The sequence below is a fragment of the Serinicoccus chungangensis genome (assembly GCF_001483745.1).
GTDB classification, from domain to species: domain Bacteria; phylum Actinomycetota; class Actinomycetes; order Actinomycetales; family Dermatophilaceae; genus Ornithinicoccus; species Ornithinicoccus chungangensis_A.
On record NZ_LQBL01000007.1, the window covers coordinates 1 to 15,130 of the forward strand.

At 66.2% G+C, this 15,130-nt stretch carries 10 protein-coding genes, 1 tRNA gene and 3 pseudogenes; 6 read left to right on the plus strand and 8 right to left on the minus strand.

All coding sequences use genetic code 11. From position 1 onward, the window contains the following. Window positions 1-131 precede the first annotated feature (131 nt). Window positions 132-293 carry a transposase family protein gene (locus tag AVL62_RS16420; RefSeq protein ID WP_083518649.1) on the plus strand — a complete coding sequence of 54 codons (162 nt, stop codon included), beginning with the start codon at window positions 132-134 and terminating at the stop codon, window positions 291-293. A gap of 645 nt (window positions 294-938) precedes the next feature. Here the strand turns inward: AVL62_RS16420 and AVL62_RS17465 are convergent. The 5 genes from AVL62_RS17465 to AVL62_RS16440 all read right to left on the minus strand — a co-directional run bounded on the left by AVL62_RS17465 (window position 939) and on the right by AVL62_RS16440 (window position 6,036). Beyond that, window positions 939-1,154, minus strand: coding sequence for a hypothetical protein (locus AVL62_RS17465; RefSeq protein WP_201023190.1), 216 nt, complete (start codon window positions 1,152-1,154; stop codon window positions 939-941). A 403-nt stretch (window positions 1,155-1,557) separates the two neighbouring features. Next, window positions 1,558-2,856 carry an MFS transporter gene (locus AVL62_RS16905; protein WP_153011643.1) on the minus strand — a complete coding sequence of 433 codons (1,299 nt, stop codon included), beginning with the start codon at window positions 2,854-2,856 and terminating at the stop codon, window positions 1,558-1,560. Continuing rightward, window positions 2,853-3,683: a sterol carrier protein domain-containing protein gene (locus tag AVL62_RS16430; RefSeq protein WP_161937825.1), complete on the minus strand. Its 831-nt coding sequence runs from the start codon at window positions 3,681-3,683 to the stop codon at window positions 2,853-2,855. The genes AVL62_RS16905 and AVL62_RS16430 overlap by 4 nt, the downstream gene beginning before the upstream one ends. Before the next feature lie 401 nt (window positions 3,684-4,084). Further along, entirely contained in the window at window positions 4,085-4,834 is a 750-nt protein-coding gene (locus AVL62_RS18175; RefSeq protein WP_083518651.1) for a class I SAM-dependent methyltransferase, read from the minus strand. Between the two features lie 14 nt (window positions 4,835-4,848). After that, window positions 4,849-6,036 (minus strand): radical SAM protein, encoded by a 1,188-nt coding sequence (locus tag AVL62_RS16440; RefSeq protein WP_153011645.1) that lies wholly within the window; start codon window positions 6,034-6,036, stop codon window positions 4,849-4,851. 331 nt (window positions 6,037-6,367) lie between these two features. Here AVL62_RS16440 and AVL62_RS17745 point away from each other — a divergent pair. The 3 pseudogenes from AVL62_RS17745 to AVL62_RS16920 form a co-directional block, all read left to right on the plus strand. Further along, window positions 6,368-7,235, plus strand: a pseudogene (locus AVL62_RS17745) (DDE-type integrase/transposase/recombinase); the annotation flags it as partial. A 107-nt stretch (window positions 7,236-7,342) separates the two neighbouring features. Further along, a pseudogene (locus AVL62_RS03730) lies at window positions 7,343-8,629 on the plus strand (ISL3 family transposase). Window positions 8,630-8,678: 49 nt separating this feature from the next. Continuing rightward, window positions 8,679-8,992, plus strand: a pseudogene (locus AVL62_RS16920) (integrase core domain-containing protein); the annotation flags it as partial. Window positions 8,993-9,289: 297 nt separating this feature from the next. On the opposite strand, the gene AVL62_RS03740 reads toward AVL62_RS16920, so the two are convergent. From AVL62_RS03740 to AVL62_RS03750, 3 genes are all read right to left on the minus strand, one after another. After that, a tRNA-Val gene (locus AVL62_RS03740) sits at window positions 9,290-9,363 on the minus strand. 74 nt (window positions 9,364-9,437) lie between these two features. Next, a complete protein-coding gene (locus AVL62_RS03745) occupies window positions 9,438-10,352 on the minus strand; it encodes a trypsin-like serine peptidase (RefSeq protein WP_235585499.1) in 915 nt (304 codons plus the stop codon). A 113-nt stretch (window positions 10,353-10,465) separates the two neighbouring features. After that, the gene (locus AVL62_RS03750) at window positions 10,466-11,401 is read right to left on the minus strand and encodes an aminotransferase class IV (RefSeq protein WP_201023191.1); all 936 of its coding nucleotides are present in this window, start codon (window positions 11,399-11,401) and stop codon (window positions 10,466-10,468) included. Between the two features lie 34 nt (window positions 11,402-11,435). Between AVL62_RS03750 and pta the strand changes: the two genes are divergently transcribed. Together pta and AVL62_RS03760 are read left to right on the plus strand one after the other, a co-directional pair. Then, window positions 11,436-13,529, plus strand: a complete 2,094-nt coding sequence (gene pta / locus AVL62_RS03755; RefSeq protein WP_058890338.1) for a phosphate acetyltransferase — start codon at window positions 11,436-11,438, stop codon at window positions 13,527-13,529. Next, entirely contained in the window at window positions 13,526-14,836 is a 1,311-nt protein-coding gene (locus AVL62_RS03760) for an acetate/propionate family kinase (RefSeq protein ID WP_083518654.1), read from the plus strand. Before pta ends, AVL62_RS03760 begins: the two co-directional genes overlap by 4 nt. Window positions 14,837-15,130 lie beyond the last annotated feature (294 nt).

A 15,130-nucleotide genomic window follows, 5' to 3' on the forward strand; every position in this document is an offset into this window, starting at 1 on the left:
CCGCCGAAGCACACACGACTCTCCACTGAACCCGGGGCGGTTCAGTCCAGCGGGACCCGGACCAGCTGACCGTGACCGTAGAGTGAGCCCCGGCACCGGCGGGGGGCCCGGGCTACCGGACGGTTGCCGAGGTGCACAGCCGACGGACGGTGCGACTGGTCCACGCGCCCTGCTTCGACACCCCCGTCGTGGTGCTGTGGCGCAAGCGCCGGTACCGGTGCCGGGAGGAGGCCTGGGCGGTGGGTACGTTCACCGAGCAGGTGTCCGACCTGTTCCCACCGCGGGGCTGCTGACGACACGGCCGGCGCGGAAGGCCATCGCTCAGATCCGGTCCGAGCACGCCTCTGTGTGGGGTGCCGCGCGCCAGCTCGGGGCGCGGTGGCGAACGGTGTGCTCGGCGATCAAGCGAATCCTGGCCGCCGCGGCCGAGGATGAGACCCGCTTCGCCGGCGTGGCCACTCTGAGCGTGGCCGAGCACGCGTGGCACAACGTGTCCGCCAAGGCACCCTAGGACGGCAGCCGGGGCCCGAAGGCGCTGACCGGGATCGTCGACCTGTCCACGGGACACGGTCATGAGACATCTGGAAATGCCGCAAGGGACTGCTGCACGGGTAGGTGACCGGCTGGGTCAGGCCGCCTGAGGGGCGACTGCGGCCACGGTCGGCCTCGTACTCGATGAGCGTCAACGGACCGGCGTTGTCCTGGGCCTGCATCCCCAGGCGAGACCTCATCCGGGCCTCGATGGAGTACCCGACGATGCGGCCGGACCAGACGTCCTTGACGGCGCACAGGTAGAGCTTGTCCTCCCCGGTGGGGCGCTCGGTGATGTCAGTCAGCCACAGCTGGTTCGGACCGTCAGCGGTGAAGTCTCGCTCGACGAGTTCCTCGTGAGGGCGGTCCTGGTTTGCCGTTCTTCCCACGCTTCTTCCCGAACGCGCTCACCAACCGGTGTGCGAGCAGGCCCGCCAAGCAGTCCGCGTCGCCATCAGCTGGCCCGACTCAGCAGCCTCGTCCATGAGGAACCGGTACCCGAACTCCGGGTCATCCAGGTGCGCGTCGAACAGGGGCGTTCGCGGATAGGCCTGCCCGCGCTCGGTGTCGGTGACCGGGCTCGCCAGCCACCGGTAGTACGGCTTGTGACCGATCTTTAGCATTCGGAACGTCACCGTGACGGGCATCCCAGACGCCGGCCAGGTCGCGAACGAGCGGGTACATCATTTTCCCGGCAAGTTGGCTTGGGACAGCTAGGCCGCAGCCCGGCGCAGGACCTCGTTCTCCTGCTCCAGCGGTCGCACTCTCCTCTACAGCTCCCGGTTCTCGGCGTTCTCGGCGGCGCTGGGGCCCGGCTTCACACCGTCCTCGACGTCCGCGGTCTTCATCCAGTTCGCCAGGCACGACTCGCTGATACCGAACTTGGCAGCGATCTGCTTCGGATGACTCCCGCCTCAAGGTTCCTTGCGACACGCACGACGACATCGCGGGACTCTCGGGGAAAGGGCTTAAGTACAGTGCACATCCTTCCAGCAGCACCTCTCGGCACCCCAGATCAGATGTCACCTATCCGTGCAGCAGCCCCTTCCGCCGCTCTGAGCGAAGCACGAAGAGCGTTGGCACGACGGCGCAAATGACGAAACAGCCGCCAACCACCAGTCCAGTTGACGGACCATACGCCGAAGCGACACCACCGAGCCCGACAGAACCTAGCCCTACAGCAACATTGGCGAAGGTCGATTCAACACTGAGAAGCGTTGCTCTCTGGTCATCTTCTACTTGGCTGTGCAGCAGAGGCCCCAGGAGTGCGCCAGATGGTCCCCCCACCAGGAACGCCATCCCGAAGAACAGGGCCAATATCCACAGATGGCCGGCCAGCCCACCAGCTACGAGCAGTACGCCCGAAAGGAGTGTCAGGGAGACTACCGCCCGGCCCCAGTGACCCCACCTACGGATAGCCCCCGCGCAAGCCGCACCTACCGCCGCGCACCCCTGCGTGCCCACAAACAGAACGGCAAAGAATGCTGCGGCGCTACTGGGCGACGCCACCAGATCCGCCAACTTGAGGGGGGTGAGCAACTCGAAAGCTTGGAATCCCGCCGCCATGAACAGCCATCGAGCGGAGAAAAGCCAGATTGTCTTGTTTTTTCCCAAATTAATGAAGGCCCGCAACGCGCCTCCTTGTTTACCCGCGACAGGACCATGCTGCCGCGCGTCTTTTCGTGGTACGTGCTTCTCAAGTCGCATACCAATGACCATCATGATGAACACCACTTCCACCGCGCATCCGAGCCAAACTGGCACGGTAAGAAGCTGTAGACTCTCGGCTGACGACAGGAAAGGTCCGGACCCGAAATGCAAGACAGTAGCGGCCACGGCCGCTCCCACAGCCCCCCCAACTGCCGCGCCCGCGAACCCACTACCCAGACCTTCAGAAAGCTGCTGATCCACGTCGCCTGGAACAGCGTCCCCCACCCTGTGATGCGCTCGGTTCGCTGAAACAAACCACGCCTGCAACGGTCCTGACTCAACCGCGCGACCTAAACCAAAAATTACTGAGGCGATACCAAACCAGAATGGTTCCGAAAAAGTGGCAAACACAGCGAACGCACACAACCGTAGAACACTTGCCGCAATAATTGAAACCGATCGAGGGAGGCGATCTGAGCCCATCCCCAGCGGAATTTCGGCACAAGCGATTGTGAAGGCACCTAGGGCCAGGACAATACCGATAGCAGACGTAGACAGTCCGCGATCCGCCATGAGGATAACTAAGACAGGGAACGTTGCCGCAGTACCCATGATCTGCATCGCACTCAAAACAAAATAGGTGACCCGGAGATTCCCACGCCGTCGCACTGTCATATGTTCATACCCTGATGGGGTTGGTGTGGTACAGCGAAGAATCTGTCCAGCCTCTCACATGCCCCAACCACATTCTCATAGATTGCACCAGCATTTCGCGCTTGCACCCACGTGGCGTCACACAAAAACAGCTGCGTCAGCCAGTCGATTCCTAAACAAACGTCTGGCTCGGCCTTTGTCTCAGTGACGCTTGCCTCGAATTCACGCACCTCAATGGCGTAGCGCCCTGAATTCTCAGGAAACAAGTCGTCAATCAGTTCCAACACGAACTGGCCTTCGACAGCGTAGGACCTGGCCAACAAACACGGCACTGGATCAAAGATTCTTGCATATATACCATCAAGAACTTGTACAGGCCTAAGTCGAGCCTCAAACTGTGGACCAGCTGCAAAACTGTCCAGGGCTTGCGGCCCCGACTTCAGACTGGCCGCGCCGAATGCCTCAAAGATTTTGCGAACCAAGAAGAACTCGTGTTGTGGACTACAATGCATGTCTAGAAGACTCCATCTTTTCGCCTCTCGGACGAACGGAGCCACAACCGCATAGCCCGCCATACGACCACTACCGTCTACCAACTTCAGCATTCGAACTTCACCCAAGGTTGAACTCTGAGGGTCCGTCCAGAACGCCAAGAGGTCAAGAGCCGAGTTTCCTACGGCCCCAAGACGCCCCCATTGCGCCGAATCGCGATGTCCAACCAGATTCGCGGCCAGTATAGCCGCTTCGGAGTCAACAGCGGAGGCTTCGACCTCCATTTCTGAGTATAGCGAATAGTCGAAGGGACCCTTGCCCGTTCGAACATCGCTGTAAGCTATATCGGCAACCACAGACCGCGTTAGTCTGCGGCACCCGAGGTACTTGGCATGTCTTGGTTGCGCCAACATAGTCAAGCCCATCGGCAAGCCCATCTCGTTCTTGACATGGGAAATGGCGCGAGTAGGTAGGAGTAATCCGAGCCGAGGGTCAGTTGTCTCTGGGTGGGTGGCCCACCAACCCATCACGGCGACAGGCAGAGGCGCTCCCGAGTGGGAGACACGGACTGAACGACGTAAAGTAAGAATCGCTCCTTCTAGGGACCCGTCCCGAACCGCGCAGAGGCCCTCTTCCGATGCAAGCGAATCAAACCACTCAGCTCGCGCCCGCGGAAGTGGTGTGCTGAGGCCTTTGGCCTGCCACAGCTGCGCGATCTTTGGAACCGAGCCGGCGTCCAGGGCCTGCAGTTGGTTGGTCACACGGTCCACCCTTTACGTACTATCAGTCGAAGACGACCAGCGTTGTACCTGGTCGCCGCTCGCGGCCGGAGGGCGAGTCTCTGCGCGGCATCTACTGAAGCAAACACGCGCCACAGGCTGCTTGGTGTAAAGACGTAGGACTCTACCTCAAAGGCGCCATGCGTAGTTTGACCCGCAGGTTCGGACATGCATACCGCGTGTCGCGTAACCATCGAATTCTTGCCTGGGCGATAATTGCTGGTCGTCTTGACCGTCCACTCGCGCGTTCGAGTTCTAAGCGTTTTAGTGTAGCTCACAGAACGGTGCCCAACCTTGGTGTAGGGCCGTAGGTCCGGAACATCGACGGCCACAGTCCCCCCTTGGCGGCAAACGCGAAGAAGCTCATTGGCAACGAGTCCCTGCCGGCGAGTACTGATCATATGAGAGAGGAGACCACGCGGTGCAATAACGGTGTCGAAGGACTCGTCAGCAAGAGGCAGTTGAGCGGCATCCCCAGCAACGAGTGGGATGTCCTGATGCTTAAGAGTGTTTTGCCTGCCCCAGGAAAGCATAGTTGAGTCTATATCCAGACCCATGATTTTGCGCGTTGAAAACTGTCTAAGCACGCGCCCGGTTCCACAGCCCACTTCAAGTATTTCTGCGGCGTCGCTCGCGACACTCTCCCAAAAAGTGGTATCGTCCGGCGCGTCAGCATAGACCAGATCGTAGAGAAAGCCTGCACCGTCATACTGTCGTGAACTTTGCATAGCGTGGCGCGAATCTACGGGCTATAGAGATAATCGAGGAGGCGGCCCTCATATGCACTACGTATCTTTTGCGAGACTGTCGCAGCTTGTTGATTGTCTTCATAGAAATCATGGCACGACAACCATTTGCTCTCAAGATCAACTTGATACCCAGCATAGATATCACCGACTTTGTAGTCGGCGCGGCCTGCCGTCTCCCAGGAACTATATAGCCCCCCATCAGGTGTCACCACCGCCCCGGTGTGACCGGGTGTGCCCGCGCAAAAGGCGCAGTCGTTGCTTGCGGGCTTGCCAAGCAACATGCCCGCCTTGTGAGCCGTTTGCGCGGCATCAAGTAGGCTACACGCCATGCTGTCAACAGTGTCTTTTGCTTGTTGCGTCTCGAGGTCTCGGTTCCACGAGTAGTCGCGGACGATGGCGAACGAAAGAGTCAGACGCGAGAGGTCTTGAACGTTGTCTACGAGGTCGCTGATTATTCCCGGCACGCCGTCAATATTGGAACGAGTGACGTTAATTCTTACGCCAATCCTAAGGGGCGTATCGTCCACGGCTGTGGCTAGATTTCGTATGATTCGACGATACGAGGGTTGTCCCCCAGTCGTACTCCGGACGGCGTCATGGTCACGGTTATTGCCGTCAAAAGTCAATTGAATGGACTCGAGGCCTGCATCAGCTAACGCGGTTGCTGTCTCCATTGTGAGCATGTAGCCGTTTGATATCATGTGAGCGTGCTCGAGTTTGTCCTGCATGCCATTTAGGAGGGCAAGGCAAGCATGCGGGCTGAGCAGAGGCTCTCCCCCGAAGAGTAAGAGAGAGATGCGATCGCACCCGGCTTTTTCCATTCGGTTTTTGACCCAAAGAGAAATTCGGCTCGCTTGGGGCACTGTCAGACGCATTTTGGGAATGCGCCGCACAACATCCTCTTCAGTCTTCTCGTTCTGAAAGCAATAGAAGCAGCGAAAGTTGCAGTCAGTGGAAGTGAGGACGGTAGCGGAGAAGAGTTTGGTGTCTGGCGGGCTTTGGTACCCCAGGGCTCGCATCTTCTCAAGGGCACGTTCAAGGCTAGGACTGTTGTCGTTCCCGCTATGCGCGCTTTGAGGCTGGCGCCGGACCTTTATCGTGGCGCGGGGGCTGAGGATCCAATCGTTCTCTGGGCTAGAGACGATGCGGAATGACTGTGGGGGGCTAGTTGCTGCGCTCACCGGGACCTCCTTATTTGTTCCTTCTCTGGCGTGTTGCAACTCGCGTGTCGGAAGGCCAAATCCAACAGCGGAGGTCCCGGTGACGTTCAGCAGCCGATGTTGTTGGCGCCGCAGTCGGTCCGGTCGTAGATGACCTCAACTACCTCGAAGTCACTCTCGGCGGGAACGATGTCCGTGGTTGCGTGCTGCATCTTGCTTCACCCCCTCCCTCGATCGATCGAGTTCGACTCCTTGAGTGAATCCCCTTCACCACCGAAAGTCAACCCCCCATGGGACTGCTGCACGGATAGGTGACACCTGAGCTGCCTAGTCTTCGGGCTGGGCTGGAAGGATGTTCACCGTGACCAAGCCCTACCCCCAGGAGTTCCGCGATGATGTCCTGCGGGTCGCTCGGAACCGTGAGCCCGGTGTCGGGCTTGACCAGATCGCGAAGGACTTCGGGATCCACTTCACGACCCTGTACTCGTGGATGAAGAGGGCCGACGAGGATGACGAGGGTGGCCGGCCTGGTGCTGCGGTCGCCTCTGCTGAGCTGCGCGAGGCCAGGAAGCGGATCCGCCTTCTCGAGCAGGAGAACGAGGTCCTGCGCCGTGCTGCGACCTATCTATCTCAGGCGAACCTGCCGGGGAAATGATGTACCCGCTCGTCCGCGAGCTGGCCGTTGACGGGATCCCCGTCACGGTGACGTGCCGGGTGCTGAAGATCGCTCGACAGCCGTACTACCGGTGGCTGGCCAACCCGGTCACCGACGCCGACCTCGCCGCGGCCCACCGCGCGAACGCCCTGTTCGATGCCCACCGCGACGACCCCGAGTTCGGCTACCGGTACCTGGTCGACGAAGCCCGCGAGGCCGGCCAGGTGATGAGCGAGCGGACGGCGGGGCGTTGTGCTCGGACAACGGCTGGTGGTCAGCGTTCGGCAAGAAGCGCGGCAAGAATGGCAAGGAGCCCGGCCCGCCGGTCCACGAGGACCGGTGCGCCATCACCGACAAGCACGGCCGGACCCGGCACGCGTTCACCGCCACGGCACCGAACGAGCTGTGGGTCGGTGACATCACCGAACACTGGACCGGTGAGGGCAAGCTCTACCTCTGCGCGTTCAAGGACGTGTACTCCAACCGGATCGTGGGCTACTCCATCGACTCTCGCATGAAGTCCCGGATCGCCGTCACCGCACTCAACAACGCCGTCGCCCGCCGCGGAAACGTGGCTCTTCGACTTTGAGCGTGGTGGGGCCCTGAAGTAGGGCTCGCGGCCCTGCCCCAACATGGGTGTTGTCGAAGCATCCAAGAGCGAGGACCGCGAGCGTGCACCAGCCTACGTTCGACGTCGATGCGGCGTCGATCCTGTTCAACCTGCCCGGCTACCGAGTCGTCTCGGCCAGCCCTGCCGTCGGCGACCAGCCGCGGCAGGTGCTCATCGAGACAGTCGCGACGGAGGGCGCCTGCCCGTCCTGCGGCGTGCTGTCCTCGCGGGTCCAGGCCCGACCGACCCAGCACGTCAAGGATGTCGCCTGCGGCGGCGGGCGCCTCGACGTCGTCGTGCGCAAGCGCCGCTACGCCTGCCGTGAGTCGCTGTGCCTTTCGGCGCTCGTTCACCGAGGAGACCGAGCAGCTGCCGGCCCGGGCCAGGGTCACGACCCGGCTCGCGGAGCAGGTGATTAGCGCCTGCCGGGCCGAGCCGCGCGCGGTCTCCCGCGTCGCGCACGAGGCGCACCTGGCCTGGCCCACGGTGATGCGGATGCTCACGACCACCCTGGGTCTGGACACCGGCGTGGACCGCCGGCACGTGCGCCACCTGGGGATCGACGAGCACCGGTTCCGCACGGTGCGGTACCTGCGCGACCCCGACACCCACGCGGTGACGCGGGTCGAGCCGTGGTCGATCGTGTTCACCGACCTGGACGACGGCGCCATCCTCGACGTCGTCGACGGTCGGCGCGGCGCGACCGTGAAGAAGTGGCTCGCGGCGCGGCCACGGTGGTGGCGCAAGCGGGTGCGCCTGGTCGCGCTCGACATGTCCAGTGAGTTCCGCTCCGCCGTCCGAAAGGCGCTGCCCAGGGCACGGGTCAGCGTCGACCACTGGCACGTGGTGCGCTTGGCCAACGAGATGGTCACCAAGGTCCGCCGGCGCCGGGTGTGGGAGCTGCACGAGCGCCGCGGCCGGGCCACCGATACCCCGTGGAAGTACCGCAAGCTGCTCACCTGCGCCGGCGACAAGCTCTCCGTACGGCAACGCGACAAGCTGCAGCAGATCCTGGCAGAGGACGTCGAGCTGGCCGTGGCGTGGGGCATCAAGGAACACGTCCGCCAGCTCCCCGTCGCCCGGGACAACGCCACGTTCCAGCGCGCCTGGGCCCGGCTCGAGAGCGCCGTGCGCGCCACCCGCCTGGCGAACCGGTCGCGCTGTTCCGGACGCTGCGCGCGTGGCGACGTGAGCTCCTCACGTTCTGCCGCACGAGGCTCACGAACGCAAAGACCGAGGCCGCGAACCTGACCGCCAAAACGATCAAGAGGGTCGGTCGGGGGTACCGCAATCACGACAACTACCGGTGCCGCATCATTGGCTATGCGCCCCGACAGATCGCGGCGTGAACACCTGCACCACGCTCAAAGTTGAAGAGCCGGAAACGTCACCGGGTGCGTGGTCCACACGGATCGCGATTCTCAATTTCGTAGCAGGAAGGTCGTCCACGCTCTCAACCGCCACGACATGGTCGGGTCAATGGGGCGAGTCGGTGTCGCGGGCGACAACGCTGCCATGGAGTCCTTCTTCGCGCTGCTTCAGAAGAACGTCCTGGATCGCCACGCCTGGGCCACCCGCCACGACCTACGCATCGCCATCGCCACCTGGATCGAACGGCCTACCACCGCCGCCGACGACAAGCCGCTCTCGGCCGGTTGACCCCCATCGAGTACGAGATGATCATGACCGCACCAGCCGATCAGGCTACGTGACTAACCACTGTCACCCATCCGTGCAGCAGTCCCCGGGCATCCGTTGAACCACCACGAGAGTCGTCCCTTGTAGCCCAAGGAGGCCTGCACTTAGACCCCGGTGAGGCGCACCGCCGCACGCGCGCATCTACCGCATGTTGGAGTCTGCTGTGGAAGCACCTACTCACACCTGTCTCTGCCGCAGTCCCACTCAAGATGCACGCAAGATGCACGTTAGGCAATCTCGCATGTGGTGGAAGCGACCGCTGGACCGCGTTTGCCCAAGTCATCAGACTTCCGACCCCTGGAATAGCAGGGTGGACGTGAAGGGACTCGAACCCCTGACCTCTCGCGTGTGAAGCGAACGCTCTAACCAACTGAGCTACACGTCCGGACGTGCCCGCGGGCACGAGGAGGCAGTCTAGCCTCCCCGTGCCCGAGCGACGAAATCGCCTCGGCTGGTGCCTCAGCTGGTGCTGGCGGCGGTGTAGACCTGCTGCTCGACGTTCCCGAAGTAGGGGCCGTACATGACGTCCCGCTCCCCCTGGTAGCCGAAGGAGTTCACCGAGTTGAGGACGCCGCCGGTGATCCAGCCACCCCCGCTGGAGCCGCCGGTCATCGAGCACGGCAGACGGTGGTCGGTGGTGCCGCGCGTGTCCTGTCCGGCGACCCCGGAGCAGCGCCACAGCTCCTCCCCGTCGTAGGGGCTGGCCGCCGGGTAGCCGAAGGCGTCGAAGGTCAGGCCGTAGCCCTGGTTGAAGGCGATCGGGTAGTCGCCGGTCACGTCGGTGAGGCTCTGGCCTCCCTGCTCGGCCATGACGGCGAAGCCGACGTCGTGGTTGAAGTCGCCGCTGTTCACCCAGGCCTGGGGGGCGACGAGCGACTCGGCGACCCAGGTGCCGTAGGGCCGGGCACCGTTGTCGTAGGCGGGGACGAAGGCGAAGTTCGTGGCGTAGGCGCCCGGACCCTCGTTGAGGCAGTGGCCAGCCGTGGTCACCACGTCGCCGTTGGCGCTGTCGGTCGCGGTGCCCGAGCACACGTAGTTGGCGCCGCCGAGGGTGAAGAAGACCTTGCCGAGCTCGGCCTGGGCGGGCGCCTGCACGGCCTGGGCCGAGCTCGTCGTCCCGCCGGGCTTGCCCTTGCCGTCGGGCCTGGCCATCTCGCGGGGGGTGGCGTTCTTCATCCGCTCGGGGGTCCAGTAGGCCCGGACCTCGGCCTGCGCCGACCGCGTGGAGGCGGCGGCGTGCTTGGCGACCGCCTCATCCTGACCGTTCCCCGCACCGTTGCCGGGTGCGGCTCCCGCACCGGTGGCTCCGACCAGGGACAGGGCCACGGCACCGGTGCTGATGAGGGCCAGGGTGCGCTTTCCAGCAGGACGCATACGTCTCCTCCTTGTGAGAGGGACGGACGCCGTCGCTGGCGTCCTCTCTCGAACGTAGCCACGCTCCCGCGCGGTTGTAACCGCTTACAGGTCAATTCTCCGTCAAGGTTGGGTCAAGGATCCAGGGTCCGCGCGGCCCGCTCGGCGAAGACCCGCAGGGCCCGCTGCGCCATCGGGCCGGGCTGTTCCCCCAGGTCACGGGGGGTGAGCCCGGGCACGGCCAGCTCCTGACCGCTCGCCAGCAGCACCGGGTCGTGGACGTCCAGCCGGTGCAGGGCGGTGATGTCGCGGATGCTGCTCGAGAGCCAGATCTCGTCGGCCTCGGCCAGCACCGACAGCGGCAGCGCCTCCTCGACCACGTCGACGCCGTCCTCGCGCAGCCACTCGACGACCAGCCCGCGGGTGACCCCGGCCAGCGGCCCCGAGCCGAGGTCCGGGGTGCGCACGGTGTCGCCGGTCACGACGAAGACGTTGGTGCCGGTCCCCTCGCACAACATCCCCGCGGTGTTGGCGAGGATCGCCTCGGAGTGCCCGCGCGCCTTCGCCGCCGCGAGCGCGACGACGTTCTCCGCGTAGGACGTCGACTTCACCCCGGTGAGCGCCCCCCGCTCGTTGCGGACCCAGGGCACCACGAGCGCGGAGGTCGTCGCCGGGATGGGGTCCTGCTCGACCGCGGTGACGACATACGTCGCCGCTCCCGGGACCCGGTCGCTGCCGAGCGGCCCGAGCCCGGCGGTGACGGTGTAGCGCAGCCGGCCGAACGGCATACCTCCCTCTGCGAGGACCGCGGCGATGCCCTCCCCGACCCGGTCCCGGTCCAGCGGCTCCAGGCCGAGCGCCGCGAGCGACCGGTCCATCCGGTCGTGGTGCCGCGTGAGCGCGAAGACCTCCCCGTCGACCACCTTGCAGGTCTCGAACACCCCGTCGCCGACGGTGATCCCGTGGTCCAGCGCCGGCACCGAGCCCTCCGGCCCGACGAGGGCGCCGTCGACCCACACCCGCACCGCGGAGAGTCCACCGGCAGCGGTCAGCGAGCTCGACGTGTCCATGGACGCAGCGTAAAGCGTGGCTATCGTGGGACCCGTGAGCACCTCCCTGTATGTCGCGTCCGCCGAGCCCCGGTCCGGCAAGTCGGCGGTGGCGGTCGGGCTGCTCGCCCAGCTGTGCGCCCTCGGCGGCCGGGTCGGCGTCTTCCGCCCCGTCGTGCAGGACCGGGAGCACGACCCGCTCCTGCACCTGCTGCACCCGCTCTCGACGTCGGCGTCGGCCATCGAGGACGCCGTCGGGGTGACCTACGACGACATGCACCACCAGCACGATGCGGCCATCGGCGACATCGTCGACCGGTTCCACCGGTATGCCGCCGAGCACGAGCGGGTGCTCGTCGTCGGCTCGGACTACACCGGGGTCACCGCCCCCACCGAGTTCTCCACCAACGCCGGCATCGCCGCCCACCTCGGCGCGCCCATGCTGCTCATCATCCCGGCCGCCGGCCGCAGCGTGGAGGACACCGCCACGGCCGCGGCCGTCACCGTGCAGGAGGCGCTGAGCCGGCACGCGGCGGTCGCGGGCGTGCTCGCCAACCGCGTCGACGACGACCTGGACGAGGTGTCCGCGGCGGTCCGCGACGCGGTCACCGAGCAGGTGGCCGGCGGTGGCAGCGACCCGGTCGTCCTCGCGATGCCCGCCGACCCGCTGCTCGCCGCCCCGACGGTGGGCGACCTCATGGCGGCGACCGACGGCATACTCCGGGCGGGTGACGAGACCCTGCTCGAGCGGGAGGCGACCGGGCTCATCATCGCCGGGATGACCATGCCCAACGTCCTGGACCGGCTGCGCGAGGGCAACGTGCTCATCTGCCCCGGCGACCGCGAGGACGTGCTGCTGGGCGCCATCCTCGCCCACCGGTCCTCGACCTTCCCCTCGCTCGGGGCCATCGTCCTCAACGGTGGGCTGCGCCCCAGCGAGCAGGTGTCTCGGCTCGTCGAGGGCCTCGCGGTGGAGCTGCCGATCATCGGCTGCGAGGGCGGGACCATGCGCACGGCGATGACCATGCACGACGTCGTCGGCCGCATCACCCCCCGCTCGCAGCGCAAGATCGAGCACGCCCGGTCCCTGGCCCAGCAGCACGTCGACCTCACCCGGCTGCTCCCCGTCGACGACGACACCGGTCGCCGGTCCGGCGTGGTGACCCCCCTCATGTTCGAGCACGAGATCATGGCCCGGGCGCGGGAGACGGGCGCGCACGTGGTGCTGCCCGAGGGCGGGGAGGACCGGATCCTGCGCGCGGCCGACACCGTGCTCGCCCGCGGGGTCGCCCGTCTCACGCTGCTCGGTGACGAGGCGCAGGTGCGTGAGCGGGGGGCGGCACTGGGCCTGCGGCTCGACGCCGCCGAGGTCGTCGACCCGCTCACCAGCGACTGGCGCGAGGACTTCGCGCGGACGTATGCCGAGCTGCGGGCGCACAAGGGCGTCACCCTGGAGCAGGCCCAGGACATCGTCACCGACCCGGCCTACTTCGGCACCCTCATGGTCAAGACCGGGCGGGCCGACGGCATGGTCTCCGGGTCGATCACCACGACCGCGCACACCATCCGGCCGGCGCTGGAGGTGATCCGCACCTCCCCCGGTGTCTCGGTCGTCAGCTCGGTGTTCTTCATGTGCCTGGCCGACAAGGTCCTCGTCTACGGCGACTGCGCCATCAACCCCGACCCGGACGCCGAGCAGCTCGCCGACATCGCGATCTCCTCGGCCGCGACGGCCGCCCGGTTCGGTGTCGAGCCGCGGGTGGCGATGCTGTCCTACAGCACCGGCGGCTCGGGCAGCGGGGCCGACGTCGACAAGGTGCGCACGGCGACCGACCTCGTGCGTGAGCGGGAGCCCTCGCTCCTCGTCGAGGGGCCGATCCAGTACGACGCCGCCGTCGACCCTTCCGTCGCGGCCACCAAGCTCAAGGACTCCCCCGTCGCCGGCCAGGCCACCGTGCTCGTCTTCCCCGACCTCAACACCGGCAACAACACCTACAAGGCGGTGCAGCGCAGCGCCTCCGCGGTGGCGGTCGGTCCGGTGCTGCAGGGGCTGAACGCCCCGGTCAACGACCTGTCCCGAGGCGCGACGGTCCGCGACATCATCAACACCGTCGCCATCACGGGGATCCAGGCGGGGGCGGGCCGATGAGCGCGGACCAGCGCGCCGGGGCGGGCGGCCGGAGCGCGGACCACCGCTCCGGGGCGGGCGGCCGGAGCGCGGACCACCGCGCCGGGGCGGGCGGCCGGAGCGGCGCCGCGGGAGGCGACCCGGTCGTGCTCGTCGTCAACGCCGGATCTTCGTCGGTGAAGTACGAGCTGCTCGACCCGCGCACCGGCGCCTCGCAGGCCAAGGGGCTGGTGGAGCGCATCGGCCTGAGCGATGGGGTGGCGCGCCACACCGTGGGCGGGAGGACCCACGAGCAGGTTCTCGACGTGCCCGACCACGCGGCGGCGCTGCAGCTGGCGACCCGCGCCTTCCAGGAGCACGGCCCCACCCTCGCCGACGTCGACCTGCTCGCCGTGGGGCACCGGGTCGTGCACGGCGGCGCGGAGTTCGCCGACCCCACGCTCATCACCCCGGAGGTCATCGCGACCGTCGAGCGCCTCGTGCCGCTCGCACCGCTGCACAACCCCGGCAATCTCGCGGGTATCGCCGCCACGCAGGAGGCGTTCCCCGACGTGCCCCAGGTCGCGGTCTTCGACACCGCCTTCCACCAGGGCATGCCGGAGGCCGCCGCGACCTACGCCGTGCCCCGGCAGTGGCGCGAGGAGCACCGGGTGCGGCGCTACGGCTTCCACGGCACCTCCCACGCCTACGTCTCCCGACGGGCCGCCGACCTCCTGGGCCGTCCGCTGGAGGAGGTGCGCAGCATCGTGCTTCACCTGGGCAACGGGGCCAGCGCCGCCGCGGTCGACGGCGGCCGCAGCGTCGACACCTCGATGGGCATGACCCCGCTGGAAGGGCTGGTCATGGGCACCCGTCCGGGTGACCTCGACCCCGGGGTCGCCGGGCACCTGGGCCGGGTGGCCGGGCTGTCGACCGAGGAGGTCGAGCGTGCGCTGTCCAAGGAGTCAGGGCTGCTCGGGCTCACCGGCTCGGCGGACTTCCGGCAGGTCATGGCCCGGCGGGCGGACGGGGACCCGGCGGCAGTGCTGGCCTTCGAGGTGGTCGTGCACCGGCTGCTGCGCTACGTCGGGGCCTTCGCCGCGGTGCTCGGCGGGCTCGACGCACTGGTCTTCACCGCGGGGGTGGGCGAGAACAACGCCGAGCTCCGCGCGGCCGTCCTGGAGCGGCTGGCCGGGTTCGGCGTGCTCCTCGACGCACCCGCCAACGCCGCTGCCGACGGGGAGACCCTCATCACCACCGCGGACAGCCGGGTCGCGGGCTACGTCATACCGACGGCGGAGGAGTGGGAGATCGCCCGGCAGGCCGCCGCTCTGGTCACCCGCACCTGACCCCTCCCCCCTCCCACCGAGCGCCGCGAATGGTTGGCCCTGGACCCACCGAGCGCCGCCAATGGTTGGCACACCACCCACCGAACGCCGCCAATGGTTGGCACACCACCCACCGAACGCCGCCAATGGTTGGCACAACGCCTGATGACCGCCGCCGTCTGAGACAGGGTGGCGTCCTCGCACCGTGAGGTCGTCGACCGGAGGACGCGAGAAGCAACCATTCACAGCGCTCGGTGGCACCAAGAACAACCACCCACGACGCCCGGTGGGTCCAAGGCCAACCACTCACGACGC